This is a genomic window from Streptomyces sp. NBRC 110035 (assembly GCF_000829695.1).
Taxonomy (GTDB): domain Bacteria; phylum Actinomycetota; class Actinomycetes; order Streptomycetales; family Streptomycetaceae; genus Streptomyces.
On record NZ_BBNN01000042.1, the window covers coordinates 1 to 16,706 of the forward strand.

The following is a 16,706-nucleotide window of genomic DNA, read 5'->3' on the forward strand; positions in this document are numbered from 1 at the left end:
CCCGCGACCCGCACCCCGGACTCGTCCGCGTGCGCGACGGGAGCGGTGGCCAGATGCTCTTTGACCTGGGCTTCGAAGCCGGCGAGACCGTCATGGGCGCGGGCCAGGACCGACAGGACGGTGCCCGTCGAGATCGGCAGGGCGAACATCGATCCCATCGCTTCGGCCAGCCGCTTCGCCGGCAGGTGCTGATACGCCGACAGGTAGCAGATCGCCGCCCGGACACCGGGTCCGTACACGGCGGCCGCGCTGACCTGCCCGGGAGCCACCGCTGCGGTCACGTGCCCGCAGCCGCAGCGGACCTGGTGCAGCCGGTGCTCGGTGACCTCCGGCGTGATCTCGGGCAGATCGAAGACCTGCCGGGCCCGATACCCCGAACTCGCCACACCCGACAGCGTGTTCCCGCAGCCGTCGCACGCGGACGGATGGTGATCGACTATCGCGTCCGGGTCGCAGACCTGCTCCAGCCGGCCACCCGGATCCCCCTTGGCCCGACCCGGCTTACGGCCAGACGCCTTGCGTAGCGATTTCGGCGCGGGCTTCTTGCGCAGCCCGTCACTCGACGGCGGCTTGGAGGAGTTGCGCGAGTTGACGGCGACCTGCCGCTCCAGCTCCGCGATCCGCTCCGCCTGCGCGGACACCAGGAGCTTCAACTCCGTGACCAGCGTGGCCAGCTCCTCGTAGGAAGGCGGCGACGGCGGGCTGACGGATACAAGATCAACCTACCCGACCGGAACGGCCACCCCGAACGGCATCGCCGCAACTCAGCAGCCGTCCTAAACAGTCACGAACTGGCAGCCGACGGCACTCTGCCGCAAGCCAAGATCAAGGCGAAACTGCGCGACATCGAACGCCAGCGACAGCACCTCAAGGAGCGGCTCACAGAGGCTGGTCAAGACCTCTCCGAGGGCGCCCGTCTGATCGATGTCTGCCTACGGCTGTTGGAGAACCCCCAGGAGCTGTATCGCCGCTGCGATGACGACCAGCGACGCCTACTGAACCAAGCGATCTTCCACGGGCTCTACGTCGACGAGGACCAGGTCGCCGACCACGACCTTCAGGAGCCGTTCGCACGTCTCCACGCCGTTCAGGTTGCCAGGCAGCAGCCTGGGGCCCAGAACAACAGCAGGTCCCTCCCCCATACGGGGAAGGGACCTGCGTTGGACACCATCGAAGTCCTGCTAGGGGGCGTTGATTCGGCCCCATGTTCTAGTAAGCCTTCTATGGTGGGCGATACTGGGTTCGAACCAGTGACCTCTTCGGTGTGAACGAAGCGCTCTCCCACTGAGCTAATCGCCCGGGAACGCAGTGAACCATACAGGGCCGGGCGGGCTCGGTTCAAACCGCTCGGAGGTGGGCGGCCAGGCCGCGCCGCCCGGAGCGCATCATCAGGGCGTGGTTCGCGCGGAAGAGGGGACGCCCGGGCACGGCGAGGCGGCGCAGGAGGGGCTTGCGGACGTCGACCTCCTGCTCGTAGCGGGCGAGTGTGCCGGCGGGGCCGGCGGGGGCGACGGTCCAGCGGGCCCAGCCGTCGAGGTCCCCGGACAGGTGCACTTCGAGGATTCCGGCTACGGGGTCGCGCCGTGTCTCGCGCAGGGCCGTCCTCAGGTCGAAGGGCAGTACGGAGCGGATCCGCACGGCCCCGCCGACGGCGTCGTGCCGGGTGACCTCACGCACCTGCGGCCACCAGCGGGGATAGTCCTCGATGTGCTCCAGGGCGCGGTACACCGGCCCGGCGGGCGCGGGCAGGCTCCACAGACTGAGGAAGCGGTAACGGCTGCGGTCCATGGAGGGAGTCTGCCCGCCCGCGCCCGGTGCGTACGGTCTCCTACGGCCCCTTGTCTCCTTCTACGGCATTCGGTCGCCCAGCAGAGCGAGGTTCTCGATGGCGGCGAGGCCGTAGAGCGCGGTGTCGTTGGTGGACACCCAGGCGGCCTCGCTGCCGGCGACCAGGGCGGTGGGGCCGGTCACCTTCTCGGTCTTCCAGGGGGCGGATTCCCTGTAACCGTCGGAGTTGTAGAACTTGTCCCAGGCCCGGTCGGCGAGCCGGTCGTCGCCGGTCTGCACGGCGGCGTAGGCGTCGAGGCGGGAGTGGCCCTGGAAGAGGATCAGGCTGCCGAAGTGGGAGCCGTAGCGGGCCGCCTGTTCCGTCTTGCTCGCGTTGAAGTAGCGGCAGTAGTCGTAGTACGCCTCGTTGAAGGCCGGCATGTCGACCAGGTCGATGAGTTCGGCGCACAGTTCGTTCAGGCCGAAGACGGCCGAGAGGTGGGAGACGCCGACCACGGGTTCCTCGGCGATGGCGAACTTCCCGGTGTCCAGGTCGTACAGTCCGGTGCCCTGGACGAACCCGTTGGGCTGGGCGGCGATGGTCTCCATGGTCGACAGGACACGCGCCCTGGCCTTCTGCCACTTCGGGCCCCGGCGTTCCCATTCGGTGAGCCAGGCCGAGACCAGGCCGCTCCAGTCGGTGCCGAAGCCGATGGACAGGGCGTGCCGGTCGGGGGTGTACGGCTCGGTGCGGATCTTGCGGATGGGGTCGAGGACGAGGAAGGTCTCGTCGGAGTCGACGTTGGCGTGCATGAGGTCGCCGACGCGTTCGTCGGCGGTGAGGAAGTAGTAGTAGCGCCGGTAGGTGGTGTTGGCGATGCGCTGCTGCTTGGCGCTGTCGGCCCAGTGCTGGACGCCGTGCCGGGTGCCGAGGCCGGCCCACTGGCCCAGGTGGTAGACGTCGACCTCGCCGGTGTGCCGGGTCATCGCCTCGGCGAAGCGGAAGATGTCGGCGCGGCCGGAGCGCAGGTAGGCGTACCAGAGCCAGAGGTCCGGCGAGAGTTCGGAGTTGTCCCAGGCGTAGCCGCCGACGTCGTAGCGCCACTGGTGCCGGGCGGTGTCGTAGGTGTGCATGATGTCGCCGTAGTCCCAGAAGCCGTACCAGCGGCGCATCTCCACCTGGTCCTTGTAGTAGGTGAAGAGGAAGTCGAGGTGGTCCTCGATCTTCGCCTTGGCCGGGGTGGAGCGGTCGGGTGCGGAGAACAGGCCGGGGCCGAACACCTTGGCACCGATGAGCTGTTCCGGCGGGGCGGCGAGTTGTGGGAGGACGCGGACGGCCTCGACCTGTTGTGCGAGTCTCTCGGCGCTCGGGGTCGACTCGTTCGCCCAGAAGAGGAGTTCGGAGGTACGGGCGATGCCGTAGGGGGTGCCGAACCCGGGCTCGTGGTCCTCGTAGGTGATGTTGAGGCCTTCGAGCTGTTCGGGGAAGGTGTCCTGGCCCATGCCGTCGTGGTAGAAGCGCAGGTCCATGGGCTGCGCCTCGGGCGACCAGAGCCAGAGGGTGACCTCGGCCGCGTCGGTGTGGGCGTCGCGGATGTCGAGCTGGGCGGGGTGCTTCTCCCAGAAGTCGCGCAGGCCGAAGGAGAGTCCGCCGCCGACTCCGCCGACGTAACCGAAACCGGAGGCGCGCCGGCCGCCGCCGGCCGGGATCCAGCCGTGGCCCTTCTTGGTGCGCTTGCGCAGGGCGAAGCCGTCGGCGGAGAGCTGGGAGAGGGTGTAGTCGCCCCATTCGGGGATGTACTGCAGGCGGGTGGTGACCCGCTGGTCCCAGGTGGCGGGGTCGGGGAGCTTCTCACCGGCGAACTGGGCGGCCTGCACGGCGGCGCCCGGGTCCCGGCGCAGTCCGGTGATGCCCTTGACGGCCTCGCGCAGCAGTCCTGTGCCCTCACCGCCGATGCGGATGTGGCGGTCGTAGGCCTCGTCGCGCAGGGGCACGGTGAAGCGGACGCCGATGCCGCGGATGAAGTCGCCGCTCGCCTTGCCGGGTTCCTGCGTGCCGTCGTAGGTGATGGTGTGCACCATGCGGAAGGAGTCGGAGCCCGCGTAGAAGTAGAGGCGGACGGAGAAGGGCAGCCAGCCGCGGCGGCCCTTGCGGTGTTTGCCGTCGACGCGGACGACGGCGCGGACCGGCCCCTCCTGTTCGACGGTGACGCCGTCGACGGCGCCGTCGAAGCGCTCGGTCCTGACGGCTGTCTGGTCGCCGTCCTCGAACTCGGGCTGGCTCAGCAGGACGAGGCGCCCGTTTCGGGCGATCTCGGTGGAGCCGCGGGTGACGGACTTGACGATGGTGGCGCCGGACTTGGCGATCCTCGCGGTGATGACCCCGGTGGAGATGCCGATGGTGCCGCCGCGCCGGTCGACGGTGACCTTCCGCTCGGGTGGTGCGGGGGTGCCGGCGGTCAGGGTGAGCTTGCCGGTGCCGGAACTCACCGCGTGCGCGGTCCACTTCAGGGAGCCGTCGGGCCAGTAGGCGAGGGGCCAGGACTGTACGGGTACGGCCCTGCCGTCCGCGTCGGTCAGCGCGAAGGTCTGGTCGTCCTGGTGGGCGCCCTTGGGCCAGGGCACGCCGACGGTGGATCCGGGCGCCGCGCCCAGGCCGCCGTCCTCGAGCCAGTCCAGGGTCACGGGGCCGTCGGCGGCGGTCTCGGCTCTCGGCGCGGCGGCGGCGTCTCGGCTGCCGAGGGCCCAGCTGAACTGGGCGGCGGCGCCTGCGACGGCGGCTGCCTTCAGGAGGGACCTGCGGGGGATGGGAGACATGGCCTTTCCTTTCCGTGCGGGACGCAAGAGGATGTCAAGGGCATGACAGACAAAGGAGCGGCGCCGGGGCGCCGGACCTGGTACGGAAGGCACCGCCCGTCAGCGGTGCCGGTAGCGCTCCTCCACGGCGACGGCCGCCGCCGCGACCGCTCCGAGGACGGGCAGGGCGAGCGGCGCGCTGAACCAGGCGGAGCAGACCACCACGGCCAGCCCGCCGACGACCAGGAAGGATCCGGCGGGGTCGAGCACGGTGCGGCGGCCGGCCCCGGCGAGCAGCGACCGCCAGGAGTCACCGGGCTGCCAGGAGGCCGCCGCGCGCAGTCCGGCGACGACCGCGGCGATGAGGGCGAGCACGCCGACGGCGCCCACGAGTGCACCGCCCGGCAGCCCGGCCCGTACGGCCCGCACGTCCACCAGGACCACGGCGAGGGCGGCCCACCCGGCGAGGCCGACGAGCCACCCGCCGCGCAGCGCCGACCGGAAGTCGGCCGCGAACTCCCGCAGTCCGCCACGCTCATGGGCGAGCTGCCGCCCGAGGTGCCGCGACCCGGCCGCGAACGCGGCGGGGTAGGTGACCAGCGGGAGTGAGGCCACCGCGATCCACACCCCGGTGAGCAGGCACTCGGCGAACAGGGCGAACCTCCCGGCGAGCGGTGACTCGCCACGTGCGGCCCGGCTCCCACCGCCACGGCGTGCGGTACGGGTCCCGGCGTGCGCCTCCGGCATGATCGGTCCTCCTCAGCCCTTCAGGCCGGACGTGGCCATGCCGTCGATGAGATAGCGCTGGAAGGCCAGGAAAAAGGCCAGCACCGGCAGCAGCGCCACCAGGGACATGGCGATCATGCCACCGTAGTTCGCCAGCGCTTCCTGGTCGACGAACATCTTCAGCCCGAGCGAGACGGTGTACTTGCCGGGCTCGTTGAGGTAGATCAACGGGCCCATGAAGTCGTTCCAGGCGTTGATGAAGGTGAAGATGGCACTGGTGATCAGGGCCGGCCGGCACAGCGGGAGCACGATCGACCAGTAGATGCGCAGGTGCCCGCAGCCGTCGAGCCGGGCCGCCTCGTCGAGTTCCCTCGGCAGGTTGCGCATGAACTGCACCATCAGGAAGACGAAGAACGCCTCCGTGGCCAGGTACTTCCCCAGCAGGAGCGGGGTGTACGTGTTGATCATGTCCATGTTGCGGAAGAGCACGTACTGCGGGATCAGCAGGACGTGGTACGGCAGCAGCAGGGTGCCGATCATCAGCGTGAAGAGCAGATTGCGGCCGACGAACCTGATCTTCGCGAAGGCGTAGGCGGTCAGCGAGCAGGACACCACGATCCCGATAACGGAACCCACCGCGAGGAAGAGCGAGTTGAAGAAGAACGTGGAGATCGGGATGTCCGCGATGCCGTCGGCGAGGCTCGTGTAGTTCGAGGTGATCGGGTCGGCCGGGAAGAGGTCCAGGCTGCCGACGATGTCCTCGCTGTTCTTGAAGGACCCGCCGACGACCCAGATCACCGGATAGAGGATCACCGCGAGGATCGCCAGTGACCCGATGTGCCAGGCGAGCGAGCCGGGCAGGCGGCGCCGGAAGGCACCCGCCCTCGTGGACCGGGCCGGTCCGCCGTCGGGGGCCGGCGGGGGTGTCCCCCGACCGAGCGGAGCAGAGATGTCGGGGGAGCTCATCGGCCGCCCTCCTCGTAGTGCACCCAGCGCTTCTGGGACCAGAAGAGCACCGCGGTGACCAGGGCGACCCCGGCCAGCAGCATCCACGCCATGGCGGAGGCCAGGCCCATCCGGCTGTTCTCGAAGCCCTGGACGTACAGGTAACAGGTGTAGACCATGGTTCCGTCCGCGGGACCGCAGGCGTTGCCTCCGGCGCCGCCGCCGACGATGTAGGCCGAGCTGAAGATCTGGAAGGAGTGGATGGTCTCCAGCAGCACGTTGAAGAAGAGGACCGGGGAGATCATCGGCAGGGTGATGTTCCAGAACTGCCGCAGCCTGCCCGCTCCGTCGACGTCCGCCGCCTCGTACAGCTCGCGCGGCACCTGCTTCAGGCCGGCCAGGAAGATCACCATGGGGGCGCCGAACTGCCAGACGGTGAGCGCCACCAGGCTGTAGATGATCAGGTCCGGGTCACCGGTCCAGCCGCCGACGTCGACGCCGAAGAGCTTCTGCGCACGGTCGACGATCGCGTCGTCGGAGAAGATCGCCTTCCAGACGATGGCGACGGAGACGCTCGCCCCGATCAGCGAGGGCGCGTAGAAGGCGGCCCGGTAGAAGGCCTGTCCGCGCCGTTTCTGGGCGAGCAGCAGCGCCACCCCGAGCGCCGCGATCAGCTTGATCGGCGTGCCGACGGCCACGTACCAGAGCGTGACCTGCACCGAGTGGCGCCAGCGTGGGTCGGCGAACATCTCGGAGAAGTTGTCGAGGCCTGTCCACCGGGGGGCGTCGAACAGGTTGTAGTCGGTGAACGCGAAGTAGAGCGAGGCGGCCATCGGGCCTGCCGTCAGCAGCAGGAACCCGGCGATCCAGGGGGACATGAAGAGGTAGCCGGCCAGGTTCTCCCGGCGGCCCCGCCGCTTGAGGGCGGCGGGGTGCGGGGACGTCACCGGACCGTGCCGCGGCTCGGAGTCCCGGGTGGGGCCCTCCGTCGCAGGGGCGTGTGTCACGGCGCTTCCCATCAGCCGGCGAGAGCCGTCTTCGACTCGGTGAAGAACTGCTTGACCGCGTCCGCCACGGAGCGCTTGCCCAGGCCGAGTTCCTCCGCGATGCGCAGGAAGGCGGCCTCGCAGATGTCGGCGCCGTTCGGGTGCGGGGTGATCGGTTCCAGGACGCCGGCCTCGACGAGGGACTCCTCGTACGCGGCGATCGCCTTGTTGACCGGGTCGGTCGGCTGGTACGCGTCGTACTGCGCCTGCGTCGTGGGCACACCGCGGTCGTAGCCCATGATCTTGGCGACCTCGGGGTCGTGCACCATGAAGTCGATGAACTGGGCGACCTCCTTGGGATGCTGGGTGCGCCTGGAGGCGCTGAGCATCAGGGAGCCGAGGTACTGGCCGGTCTTCTTGCCGTCCGTGGTCGGAATGGGGGCGAGGCCGTACTCGCTCTTGCCCTCGGAGGTGTAGCGGACGGTGAAGTTGTCCCAGGTGAACTCGCTTCCGGCGAGTTCGGCGGAGAGCGCCGACTTGGGCTTGATCTGGGCGACCTTCTTCGGGTCGGCGAACAGGCCGGTCCTGACGCCCTTCTCGGCCTTGGTCCACCACCGGGTCAGATCCGCCTCGGTGAAGCCCAGGCCGTCCTCGGTGAAGAACGCCTTGCCGTTCTGCCGCAGGTACAGGTCGTAGAGGTACATGACGCCGTACATTCCGCTGTCCCCGGCGCGGCCGGCCTTGTCGCGGATCCTCACCATCGCGTCGTCGAAGTCGTCCCAGGTCCACCCCTGTTCGGGCTTGACGCCGGCCCGGGTGTAGACCGGCTTGTCGATGACCAGGGCCAGCGAGTTCGACCCCACGGGCACACCGAGGAGCTTGCCGTCCACCTCGCCGAACTTCTCCAGGCCGGCCCGGAACCCGTCCATGGAGAGGTTGCCGGCCTTCACCTGGCCACTGAGGTCGAGCAGCACATTCTTCGCGTCGTACTTGCGCAGGAATCCGATGGCATTCTGGAAAACGTCCGGCGGGTTCCCCCCGGAGGCCTGCGTGTTGAACTTCTTCCAGAAGTCGGGGTAGGGCTGGAAGTCGGTCTTGATCTTGATCTTCGGGTACTTCTTCTCGAAGAGCGCGATGGTCTTGTTGATGCGCTCGGCCCGGTCCTCGGCACCCCACCAGGAGTAACGGAGCGTCACCGTCCCGTCGCCCGATCCGCTTCCGCCGCCGCACGCGGTGGCCGTGGCACCCAGCCCCGCGACGGCCAGCGAGGCCCCCGCCGCCTTGAGGACCGTACGCCTCCCGGCCCGCCTCGCAACCCGCCCTTCCGAATTCCCGCTCTGCTGCATAGGAGCCTCCCGCGCCGTCGCGTCCGCCTCATGAATCGTTTCAAGTAAGCGCTTGCTGGCACAAAGTACGGAGGACCCACGGGCGCGTCAATGATTCGGACAGGAATTGATGGGCGCACCGGCCGGACGCCGCCCTCGACGGACCCCGCCCTTTTGGCGGGAACGAGTACGAACACCCAGGTCCACGCGGTCCGGTCGACGGACCGAACGCCACGAGGCCCACCGGAACACGGAGTCCGGAAGGTCACGGTTGAGTGAAGGGCGGCGCAGCCGGGAGGGTCTCACCCGACCGGACCGGCGCGGGCGAACCGGTGGGGGGGCGCACGGACTCGCCCGTCACGCACTGGAGCGACGGCCGGGGAACGGATCCAGACGCGCCGCGGCCCGGCTCACTCTCGGTGAGCCGGGCCGCGGCGCGATCCGGTGGGCGATACTGGGTTCGAACCAGTGACCTCTTCGGTGTGAACGAAGCGCTCTCCCACTGAGCTAATCGCCCGGACGCAGGAAGAACATTACCCCATGTCAGGGAGTGCCCGTGACGGGCGGAGACCGGCGGCCGCGCCTCCGCCGGGGCTCACTGGTTCTCGATCTTCCAGGGCATCGCGAGGCCGAACTTCCACAGGTAGACCCCGGCCAGCACGGCCGCGACCACGAGCCCGACGGTGGTCAGAATGATGTTCCGGCGCCGCACCCGGGGATCGAGCGCGCGCTGCGCCGCCTCGGTGACCTTGCGCTTGGTCCACCGGAGCACCAGCTGGGCCCAGACGAACTCGGTCGCCCAGATCGCCATGCCGCCGAAGATCACCACCCAGCCCGGCCCGGGAAGCACCAGCATGGCGGCGCCGGCCAGCACGACCGCGAGCCCCACGATGAAGACGCCCACCTGCCAGCTCAGATGCAAGGTGCGGCGCGCCTTGACGAAGGCCGGCGCCCTGGAACCCAGCGCCCGCTCGTCCGATGCCTGGCCGGCCCTGTTCGTCCCCGCTCGATCCGCCGTCACGGCCGCCTCGCCGGGTGTGTGACTCCCCGTGTTCATACAGCCAAACACTACCGGAGCCCATCACGTCACTGGAACGGACGCGGCTCGCGAACGATCTCTCGGCCGGTTGAGTTACGTAAATCCACGCAAAACACTCAGAGGGGTTTACAACGGCACCGTAGGTGGCATGTCGATTTCGCCGACGTGCGAATCCCCGAGCGCACACTGAGCGAAAGGCCCTGGCGCTTATGAACACCACGGTCAGCTGCGAGCTGCACCTGCGCCTCGTTGTGTCGAGCGAGTCCTCCCTGCCTGTCCCCGCAGGCCTGCGGTACGACACGGCCGACCCCTACGCCGTGCACGCCACCTTCCACACCGGAGCCGAGGAAACCGTCGAGTGGGTGTTCGCCCGCGACCTCCTCGCCGAGGGGCTGCACCGCCCCACGGGCACCGGCGACGTCCGCGTCTGGCCGTCGCGCAGTCATGGTCAGGGCGTCGTCTGCATCGCCCTGAGCTCTCCGGAGGGCGAGGCTCTGCTCGAGGCCCCGGCACGGGCTCTGGAGTCCTTCCTGAAGCGTACGGACGCCGCCGTGCCCCCCGGCACGGAACACCGGCACTTCGATCTCGATCAGGAGCTCTCGCACATTCTGGCGGAAAGCTAGGCGAGGGTTCACCAAGCTGCCCGGCGCCGTCGACTCGGGGTGACGGCTCGGGCCCTGACAGCCGTGCGACGGCACGCAACGGCGCCGACGCCGCGGAGCACCGCGGTCGGCGCCGTTGTGCTGTGCGCGGTCCCGGCGGGACACTCCGGCGAACCGATGGGCGTTCCCCAGCCGCGTTCGAAGCCGTGTGCGAGCGAGGGACGCTCACCGGCTCGCGGGAGCCACTACCATCGGCCAGCATCGGCGGGCGCCCGCCCGACCATCAGGCCAGGGAGCGAATCGTGCTGATCACCCACGACACCCGGTGCGCGCTGGACACCGTGGTGGATCTGGTGAACTCCGCGCCGGAGGACGACTCGGCACCGGACGGACTGCCGGACGTCCCGGCTCTCGAGGCCTTCGTACGCAGCCACGAGGTCAGCGAGGTCGGGGTCCTCACGGAGTTCGATCTCTCGGCGGTGCGCAGGATCCGCGGACGGTTCGCGTCGGTCTTCGCCGCTCCCGACGCCCACAGCGCCGCCAACCTGATCAACGAACTGGTCGCGGCCGCGGGCACCACGCCCCGGCTCACCAACCACGACGGCTACGACTGGCACGTGCACTACTTCGCCCCCGGCGCCTCGGTCAGCGATCACCTGGCGGCCGACTGCGGGATGGCGCTGGCGTTCTTCGTGGTCGCCGGCGAGCAGGAACGGCTGCGGCGCTGCGAGGCCCCGGACTGCCGGCACGCCTTCGTCGACCTCTCCCGCAACCGCTCACGCCGCTACTGCGACAGCCGCACCTGCGGCAACCGCCTGCACGTCGCCGCCTACCGGGCGCGACGCAAGGAGGCGGCGGGCTGAGCCGCGTATGCCGGGCGTAGCGGCGGAGGGCCTCTCGACGCCGTGCCGACGCGGTCCCGACGGGTGGCGCCGGGTACCGCGGGTACGGCTCACAGCCAGAGCAGGTCGTGCAGGGCAGCCGTGAGCAGCAGACACCCGATCACCGCAAGGAAGATCATCAGCGGTGGCTGGGAAAGGGCGAAGAGGCATCCGCGCGGCTCGTCCTGCGGCGGCGCGGCCTCGCTCTGTGTCGTGTCCAGCATCTCGCGGCGATCATGACGCACCGGGAGCACCCGACGCGATCGCCACTCACGGACTGAACGCACGCGCGTCGTTTACGCCACTCATGGTCCGGATTGTGATCGTTTACGCATGCCCCGGGACCGCCTGTGACGCTTCGGTCCGTTTCCGTCCGCTGCCGCGTCACACCCGTCACCTGCGGTGCGGTGTCGGCGCGTCCGTCTGCGCCACCTTCATATGCCGTGCTTCTTGAGGATCGCCTCGATGTCGCTGAAGTCGTCGTCGTTCTTGGGCGCGGCCGCGGGTCGGGGCGCGGCCTGACGGGAGCCGGGGCCCAGGGAGGGGGCCGAGGCCGTGGGTGCCACCGCTCCGGGCTGCGCGGACGCTCCGCCCGTACGGCGCTGCTGCTTGCCTTCCTTCCGCTCCTGGCGGGTGCCGCCGCGCCGGCGCTCCACCGCGCGCGTGGTCATGAACAGCACCCAGGACAGGCCCAGCACGCCGAAGCCGACCCAGGCGGTGGGGCTGATGGCGGTGTCGGCCAGCCACTCGACGACACCGGTCATCACCAGGCCGACGGGAACGAGCGCATAGGCGGCGACACGGGTCGCGGTGAGGAAACGCTTGCGGTAGGCGGTGATCAGCGCGATGCCCAGGCCTGCCGCGGACACGGCGGAGCAGACGGTCTCGGCAATCATCCGGTCCTCCAGGCAGGGGTTCGGCGGCATCGGGCAGTTCGTCCCTTCCATCCTGCACCTTCCCGACCCCGCCGGGCCATGCTCCGGCCCTAGATCAGGGACATCTCCGGGTCGGCTCCTCCGCAGGTGCCGGTACCGCGCACTCCCCCGTGTTCGACTCCGCTCGAGCAGAGGGTCCCGGATCGCGTCGCCTCCCTCCTCCGCTCCGTGGCCGCGTCGTCGGCCCCTCCTGCGTGAACCGCCGGGGCAGCCCCGCAGGCCCGCAGACCGGCAGAACCCCAGACCCGCAGAACCGCAGGCCCGACCATCACCAGGTCCGGTTGGGTGCCGCGGGGCGGGGCTGGAAGACTGTCGGTCATGAGTGACTCCTCTTCCGGCCGTGCCGCCCCCGTGCTCGACGTGTGGTGCGAGCTGCAGTGCTCGGACTGCCGTGACGCCCTCGACGACCTCCGCGCCCTGCGTGCCCGGTACGGCGACCGTCTGGAGCTGCGGCTGCGGCACTTCCCGCTGGAGAAGCACAAGCACGCCTTCGCCGCCGCCCAGGCCTTCGAGGAGGCGGCCGGGCAGGGGCAGGGCTGGGCCTATGCCGAGGCCGTGCTGGGGCGGGTCGCGGAGCTGGACCGTGGGGGCGAACCCTTCCTGGTCGAGGTGGCCCGGGAGCTCGGTCTGGACGCCGAGGAGTTCGACACCGCGCTGATCGACGGCCGGCACATCCTGATCGTGGACGCCGACCAGGCCGAGGGCAGGGCGATCGGGGTGACCGGCACCCCGACCTATGTCATCGGCGGCGAGCGTCTCGACGGCGGCAAGAGCCAGGAGGGCCTGCGCGAGCGCGTCGAGGGGATCGCGGACCGGCTCCTCGCCGGACAGGACGGCTGACCGGGGAGTTCCGCCCGGTCCCTACAGCAGGTGCTTGTGCATCGTGCACTGCGTCGTCCCGTAGCCGAGTGAGGCGTAGAGCCGCTCCGCCGGGGTGTTGCCCGCGAAGACGTTGAGCCCGAGGACGCGTTTCCCCGCCGCGACCGACTGCGTCTCGGCGAGCTGCATGAGGGAGCGCCCGTGCCCCCGGCCGCGGTGCGCGGCGCCGACCTCGACGTCGAACACGAAGGCCCGTTCCGCACGTACCGAGAGCCACAGGGTGCCCACCGGGGTGCCCTCCTGTTCGAGGACGCTGAGGATCATGCCCTCCGAGTCCCGTCCGCCGGGCAGCAGGGTGGCGCGGTCCTTGGCCGCCTTGGCTCGCGCCTCGGCCTCCGGCACACCGCGTTCGGTCCAGCTTCGCGCGTACGCCGTCTCGCTCGCGGCCGACCACGGACCGTACTCGGCGTCGGTCATCGGCCGTCCGCGGCTGCCCTCCGGCAGAGCGGGCGGAGCGTCCCCCAGCGCCTTCTCCATGGTGTGGTTGCGCACGACGTAGCCGAGCGCCGTGGCCAGGCGGAACGCGGGCCCGGCCGCCCCTGCCCCCTCCCCTTCGGCGGGGACCGTTGCCTCGATGCGGCGGCAGCCCCAGCCGCGCGCGATCTCCTCGGCGGCGAGCGCGGCCACCGTGCCCCGGCCGCGTCTGCGGTCCGGCTCCTCGATCTGCAGGCTCGTGATCCGTGCCACGGCGTCGCCGAAGACGGGATGCGTACCGATGTGTACGCGTCCGACGGGACGGCTGTTGACGCACACCTGGTAGTGGCGGGAGCGCGTACCGTCGGAGTTCTGCTGGAGCGGCTCGGTCGGCCGCAGGGTCGTGGTCATCACGGGTGTTCTACCCATGCGGCCGCCCGGATCAGCCGCATGGCACGTACCGGTCCCGTGCCCGGGCCCCTGCCTCCTCACGGGTCGAGGTCGGCCGCCGCGTGCTCGTCGAAGATCCGCATGGCCTTGGCCGTCACCGGGCCCGGGGCACCGGGCAGTTCACGGGCGTCGACGCGGTGCACGGCCTGCACGTCGCGCAGGGTGGAGGTGAGGAAGACCTCGTCGGCCCGCTGGAGGACGTCCAGCGGCAGATCGGTCTCGGCGGCGCCGGTCCACTCGACGGCCAGCGCCCGGGTGATGCCCGCGAGGCAGCCGGAGGTGACCGGCGGGGTGTGGATCTCGCCGTCCAGGACGACGAAGACGTTGGACCCCGTGCCCTCGCAGAGCCGGCCGACGGTGTTGCCGAACAGCGCCTCGGAGGCGTCCTGTTCGCGGGCGCGGGCGAGGGCGACGACGTTCTCGGCGTAGGAGGTGGTCTTCAGGCCGGTGAGGGCGCCGCGTTCGTTGCGGGTCCACGGGACGGTGATCACGGCGGTGGAGTCGGGGCGGCGGGTGGTGTCGCCCAGGGCGACGACGAGGGTCGGGCCGCGCTCGCCGCGGTCGGACCCGAGGGGTCCGTGGCCGCCGGTGACGGTGATGCGCAGCCGGCCGAGCGGCATCGGGTTGGCCTCGAGAACGGCCGCGCAGGCACGGCGGACCTCGTCGAGGTCGGGTTCGGGCAGGCCGAGGCCCCGGGCCGAGCGGGCCAGCCGGTCGAGATGCCGGGTCAGCGCGAACGGCCTGCCGTTCACGGCCTTCACCGTCTCGAAGATGCCGTCGCCCACGGTCAGGCCGTGGTCGAAGACGGAGACGCGGGCGGACTCGGTGTCCTGCAGCCCGCCGTCGAGCCAGATCTTCACCTCGGGGTCCCTTCATTCGTCTCGTACCCGCCCGACGCTACCGTGAGCAGCCGGGACGCCTTCAGCTCGGTCTCCCGCCACTCCCCCTCCGGGTCGGAACCCCAGGTGATGCCGGCGCCGGTACCGAACCGGAGCCGGGCTCCGCCGTCCGGCTCCCGGTCGATCCAGAAGGTACGGATGCCCACCGCGAGGCCACCGGTGCCCCGGTCGGCGTCGACCCAGCCGATGCCCCCGCAGTACGGGCCCCGGGGCACCGGCTCCAGTGCGTCGATGATGCGCAGGGCGCTCGACTTGGGCGCGCCGGTGACGGACCCGGGCGGGAACGCGGCGGCGAACAGCTCGGGCCAGCCGGCCCCGGAGCGCAGTTCACCCCGTACCGCCGACACCAGGTGCACCAGCCCCGGATGCTTCTCGACGGCACACAGGTCGGGCACGGTGACGCTGCCGGTGGCGCAGACCTGGCCGAGGTCGTTGCGGACCAGGTCGACGATCATCACGTTCTCCGCGTAGTCCTTCTCGAGGAGGTCGGCCTCGGTGCGTCCGGTCCCCTTGATCGGCCCGGACTCGACGACGCGCCCCCGGCGGCTCAGGAAGAGCTCGGGTGAGGCGGTGGCGATCTCGACACCGTGCCCCGGCAGGCGGATCGTTCCTGCGTACGGTGCCGGGTTGCCGCGGGCCAGCAGGGCGGTGAGGGCGTCCACGTCGGCGTCGGCCGGGACGGGGGCGGAGAGTACACGGCAGAGGTTGGCCTGGTACACCTCGCCGGCGGCTATGTGCTCGCGGACGCGCCGCACGCCGGCCACGTACGCGGCGTGGTCCAGGGAGGACGTCCAGTCACCGGCGACCGGCCCGCGCCAGTCGCCCGGAACCGGCACGGGCACCTGTTGCTCGCGTACGTCGCGGAAGCGCGCGCAGGTCAGACGGCCCTCGAAGTCCGCGCAGACGGCCCAGAATCCGTGCGACTCCAGGGCGGCCGGGTCGTCGGTGACGTCGAGGAGGCCGGTGGCGACGCGGTTGCCGAAGCGGGCGAGAGGTGTCGGATCGAGCACGCCGTCGAGTCTATGGCGGGGGTCGTCGAGGTGGCCCGGCCGTGTCCGTGAGCAGGCGCAGCGCAGCACGCTGCACAAACGGGTTTTTGTGCTGGCCCCGGAATCCGCTAGAGTTCAGCACGTCGCCGGAACGCGCAAGCGGGCCGGACCGACAGGCGGACGTAGCTCAGTTGGTAGAGCGCAACCTTGCCAAGGTTGAGGTCGCGAGTTCGAATCTCGTCGTCCGCTCGAAGGATCGGGGGCCTCCCGGGCCCCCGCACTCCTGGTGGAGTGGCCGAGAGGCGAGGCAACGGCCTGCAAAGCCGTCTACACGGGTTCAAATCCCGTCTCCACCTCCATGGACGATTAGCTCAGCGGGAGAGCGCTTCCCTGACACGGAAGAGGTCACTGGTTCAATCCCAGTATCGTCCACTGGATCTTCGGATCCTCCGCGCGATTAGCTCAGCGGGAGAGCGCTTCCCTGACACGGAAGAGGTCACTGGTTCAATCCCAGTATCGCGCACGCACCGCCCATGATCCGCTCCTCGGAGTGATCGTGGCCCCGAGGACGATTAGCTCAGCGGGAGAGCGCTTCCCTGACACGGAAGAGGTCACTGGTTCAATCCCAGTATCGTCCACACCGCCCGGAACCCCCGGCCGCCTGAGCGGCCGGGGGTTCCGTCGTCGTGCCAGGGCCCGCTCAGGACGAGAAGAGCATGCGGCCGAAGCCCTTGTGCCGGTGGTGGCCGTAGTGGTGGCCCCCGTGGTGACCGCCGTGCGGGGCGCCCCACGCGGGCCGGGGTGCCGCCGGGTACGCCTGCGGGGCCGCGGGAGGCGGCGGTGCGGCCTGCTGGGACCACTGCGACTCCAGCCGGGTCAGCGACTCCAGCTCGCCGTAGTCGAGGAAGATCCCTCGGCAGCCGCTGCACTGCTCGATCTGGACACCGTTGCGGTTGTAGGTGTGCATCGGCGCACGACACTTCGGACACTGCATGATCGGTTCAACTCCTCGCCGGTCGGACCTGGTTCAGGTGTCTCCAGGACAGACTCTGTCCCACTGCGGTCGGTTGCAC

Annotated in this window: 17 protein-coding genes and 7 tRNA genes; 8 read left to right on the plus strand and 16 right to left on the minus strand. The window is 70.3% G+C overall.

The genetic code is table 11. From position 1 onward, the window contains the following. The 10 genes from TU30_RS36225 to TU30_RS27500 all read right to left on the minus strand — a co-directional run. On the minus strand, nucleotides 1-653 hold a 653-nt coding region (locus tag TU30_RS36225; RefSeq protein ID WP_158719380.1), incomplete at its 3' end, for a DUF6444 domain-containing protein. 571 nt (nucleotides 654-1,224) lie between these two features. Continuing rightward, a tRNA-Val gene (locus TU30_RS27460) sits at nucleotides 1,225-1,299 on the minus strand. 39 nt (nucleotides 1,300-1,338) lie between these two features. Then, nucleotides 1,339-1,788 carry an SRPBCC family protein gene (locus tag TU30_RS27465; RefSeq protein ID WP_042174913.1) on the minus strand — a complete coding sequence of 150 codons (450 nt, stop codon included), beginning with the start codon at nucleotides 1,786-1,788 and terminating at the stop codon, nucleotides 1,339-1,341. 60 nt (nucleotides 1,789-1,848) lie between these two features. Continuing rightward, nucleotides 1,849-4,584: a hypothetical protein gene (locus TU30_RS27470; protein WP_042174915.1), complete on the minus strand. Its 2,736-nt coding sequence runs from the start codon at nucleotides 4,582-4,584 to the stop codon at nucleotides 1,849-1,851. A 99-nt stretch (nucleotides 4,585-4,683) separates the two neighbouring features. After that, on the minus strand, nucleotides 4,684-5,310 hold the full coding sequence (locus TU30_RS27475; RefSeq protein ID WP_042174917.1) for a hypothetical protein: 627 nt from the start codon (nucleotides 5,308-5,310) through the stop codon (nucleotides 4,684-4,686). A 12-nt stretch (nucleotides 5,311-5,322) separates the two neighbouring features. Continuing rightward, nucleotides 5,323-6,255, minus strand: a complete 933-nt coding sequence (locus TU30_RS27480; RefSeq protein ID WP_042174920.1) for a carbohydrate ABC transporter permease — start codon at nucleotides 6,253-6,255, stop codon at nucleotides 5,323-5,325. Continuing rightward, the gene (locus TU30_RS27485) at nucleotides 6,252-7,253 is read right to left on the minus strand and encodes a carbohydrate ABC transporter permease (RefSeq protein ID WP_042174922.1); all 1,002 of its coding nucleotides are present in this window, start codon (nucleotides 7,251-7,253) and stop codon (nucleotides 6,252-6,254) included. Before TU30_RS27485 ends, TU30_RS27480 begins: the two co-directional genes overlap by 4 nt. Continuing rightward, nucleotides 7,253-8,566, minus strand: coding sequence for an ABC transporter substrate-binding protein (locus TU30_RS27490; protein WP_042174924.1), 1,314 nt, complete (start codon nucleotides 8,564-8,566; stop codon nucleotides 7,253-7,255). Before TU30_RS27490 ends, TU30_RS27485 begins: the two co-directional genes overlap by 1 nt. 424 nt (nucleotides 8,567-8,990) lie before the next feature. After that, nucleotides 8,991-9,062: transfer RNA gene (locus TU30_RS27495), tRNA-Val, on the minus strand. 78 nt (nucleotides 9,063-9,140) lie between these two features. Next, nucleotides 9,141-9,602 carry a TIGR02611 family protein gene (locus TU30_RS27500; protein WP_042174926.1) on the minus strand — a complete coding sequence of 154 codons (462 nt, stop codon included), beginning with the start codon at nucleotides 9,600-9,602 and terminating at the stop codon, nucleotides 9,141-9,143. Nucleotides 9,603-9,793: 191 nt separating this feature from the next. On the opposite strand from TU30_RS27500, the gene TU30_RS27505 reads away from it, so the two are divergent. Continuing rightward, the gene (locus TU30_RS27505) at nucleotides 9,794-10,207 is read left to right on the plus strand and encodes an SsgA family sporulation/cell division regulator (RefSeq protein ID WP_004002642.1); all 414 of its coding nucleotides are present in this window, start codon (nucleotides 9,794-9,796) and stop codon (nucleotides 10,205-10,207) included. A gap of 281 nt (nucleotides 10,208-10,488) precedes the next feature. After that, on the plus strand, nucleotides 10,489-11,049 hold the full coding sequence (locus TU30_RS27510; RefSeq protein ID WP_042174930.1) for a CGNR zinc finger domain-containing protein: 561 nt from the start codon (nucleotides 10,489-10,491) through the stop codon (nucleotides 11,047-11,049). A gap of 89 nt (nucleotides 11,050-11,138) precedes the next feature. On the opposite strand, the gene TU30_RS36620 is transcribed toward TU30_RS27510, so the two are convergent. Then, nucleotides 11,139-11,291, minus strand: a complete 153-nt coding sequence (locus tag TU30_RS36620; protein WP_167353808.1) for a hypothetical protein — start codon at nucleotides 11,289-11,291, stop codon at nucleotides 11,139-11,141. Between the two features lie 210 nt (nucleotides 11,292-11,501). After that, nucleotides 11,502-12,014, minus strand: a complete 513-nt coding sequence (locus TU30_RS27515; protein ID WP_370626716.1) for a hypothetical protein — start codon at nucleotides 12,012-12,014, stop codon at nucleotides 11,502-11,504. 306 nt (nucleotides 12,015-12,320) lie between these two features. Here TU30_RS27515 and TU30_RS27520 point away from each other — a divergent pair, with 306 nt between their 5' ends. Further along, nucleotides 12,321-12,842, plus strand: coding sequence for a DsbA family protein (locus tag TU30_RS27520; protein WP_042174932.1), 522 nt, complete (start codon nucleotides 12,321-12,323; stop codon nucleotides 12,840-12,842). A 21-nt stretch (nucleotides 12,843-12,863) separates the two neighbouring features. Here the strand turns inward: TU30_RS27520 and TU30_RS27525 are convergent, their stop codons facing one another. From TU30_RS27525 to TU30_RS27535, 3 genes are all read right to left on the minus strand, one after another. Continuing rightward, nucleotides 12,864-13,706 (minus strand): GNAT family N-acetyltransferase, encoded by an 843-nt coding sequence (locus TU30_RS27525; protein WP_042174934.1) that lies wholly within the window; start codon nucleotides 13,704-13,706, stop codon nucleotides 12,864-12,866. A 77-nt stretch (nucleotides 13,707-13,783) separates the two neighbouring features. Then, entirely contained in the window at nucleotides 13,784-14,605 is an 822-nt protein-coding gene (locus TU30_RS27530; RefSeq protein WP_042174936.1) for an aminotransferase class IV, read from the minus strand. Continuing rightward, nucleotides 14,602-15,654: a chorismate-binding protein gene (locus tag TU30_RS27535; RefSeq protein ID WP_042174938.1), complete on the minus strand. Its 1,053-nt coding sequence runs from the start codon at nucleotides 15,652-15,654 to the stop codon at nucleotides 14,602-14,604. The genes TU30_RS27530 and TU30_RS27535 overlap by 4 nt, the downstream gene beginning before the upstream one ends. A 155-nt stretch (nucleotides 15,655-15,809) precedes the next feature. Between TU30_RS27535 and TU30_RS27540 the strand changes: the two genes are divergently transcribed. From TU30_RS27540 to TU30_RS27560, 5 genes are all read left to right on the plus strand, one after another. Continuing rightward, nucleotides 15,810-15,882, plus strand: a tRNA-Gly gene (locus tag TU30_RS27540). 36 nt (nucleotides 15,883-15,918) lie between these two features. Next, nucleotides 15,919-15,992 (plus strand) — tRNA-Cys (locus TU30_RS27545). Nucleotide 15,993: 1 nt separating this feature from the next. Beyond that, nucleotides 15,994-16,065, plus strand: a tRNA-Val gene (locus TU30_RS27550). Between the two features lie 19 nt (nucleotides 16,066-16,084). Then, a tRNA-Val gene (locus tag TU30_RS27555) sits at nucleotides 16,085-16,156 on the plus strand. 43 nt (nucleotides 16,157-16,199) lie between these two features. Beyond that, nucleotides 16,200-16,271: transfer RNA gene (locus TU30_RS27560), tRNA-Val, on the plus strand. Between the two features lie 62 nt (nucleotides 16,272-16,333). Here TU30_RS27560 and TU30_RS27565 read toward each other — a convergent pair. Further along, on the minus strand, nucleotides 16,334-16,627 hold the full coding sequence (locus TU30_RS27565; protein ID WP_078878554.1) for a zf-TFIIB domain-containing protein: 294 nt from the start codon (nucleotides 16,625-16,627) through the stop codon (nucleotides 16,334-16,336). Nucleotides 16,628-16,706 lie beyond the last annotated feature (79 nt).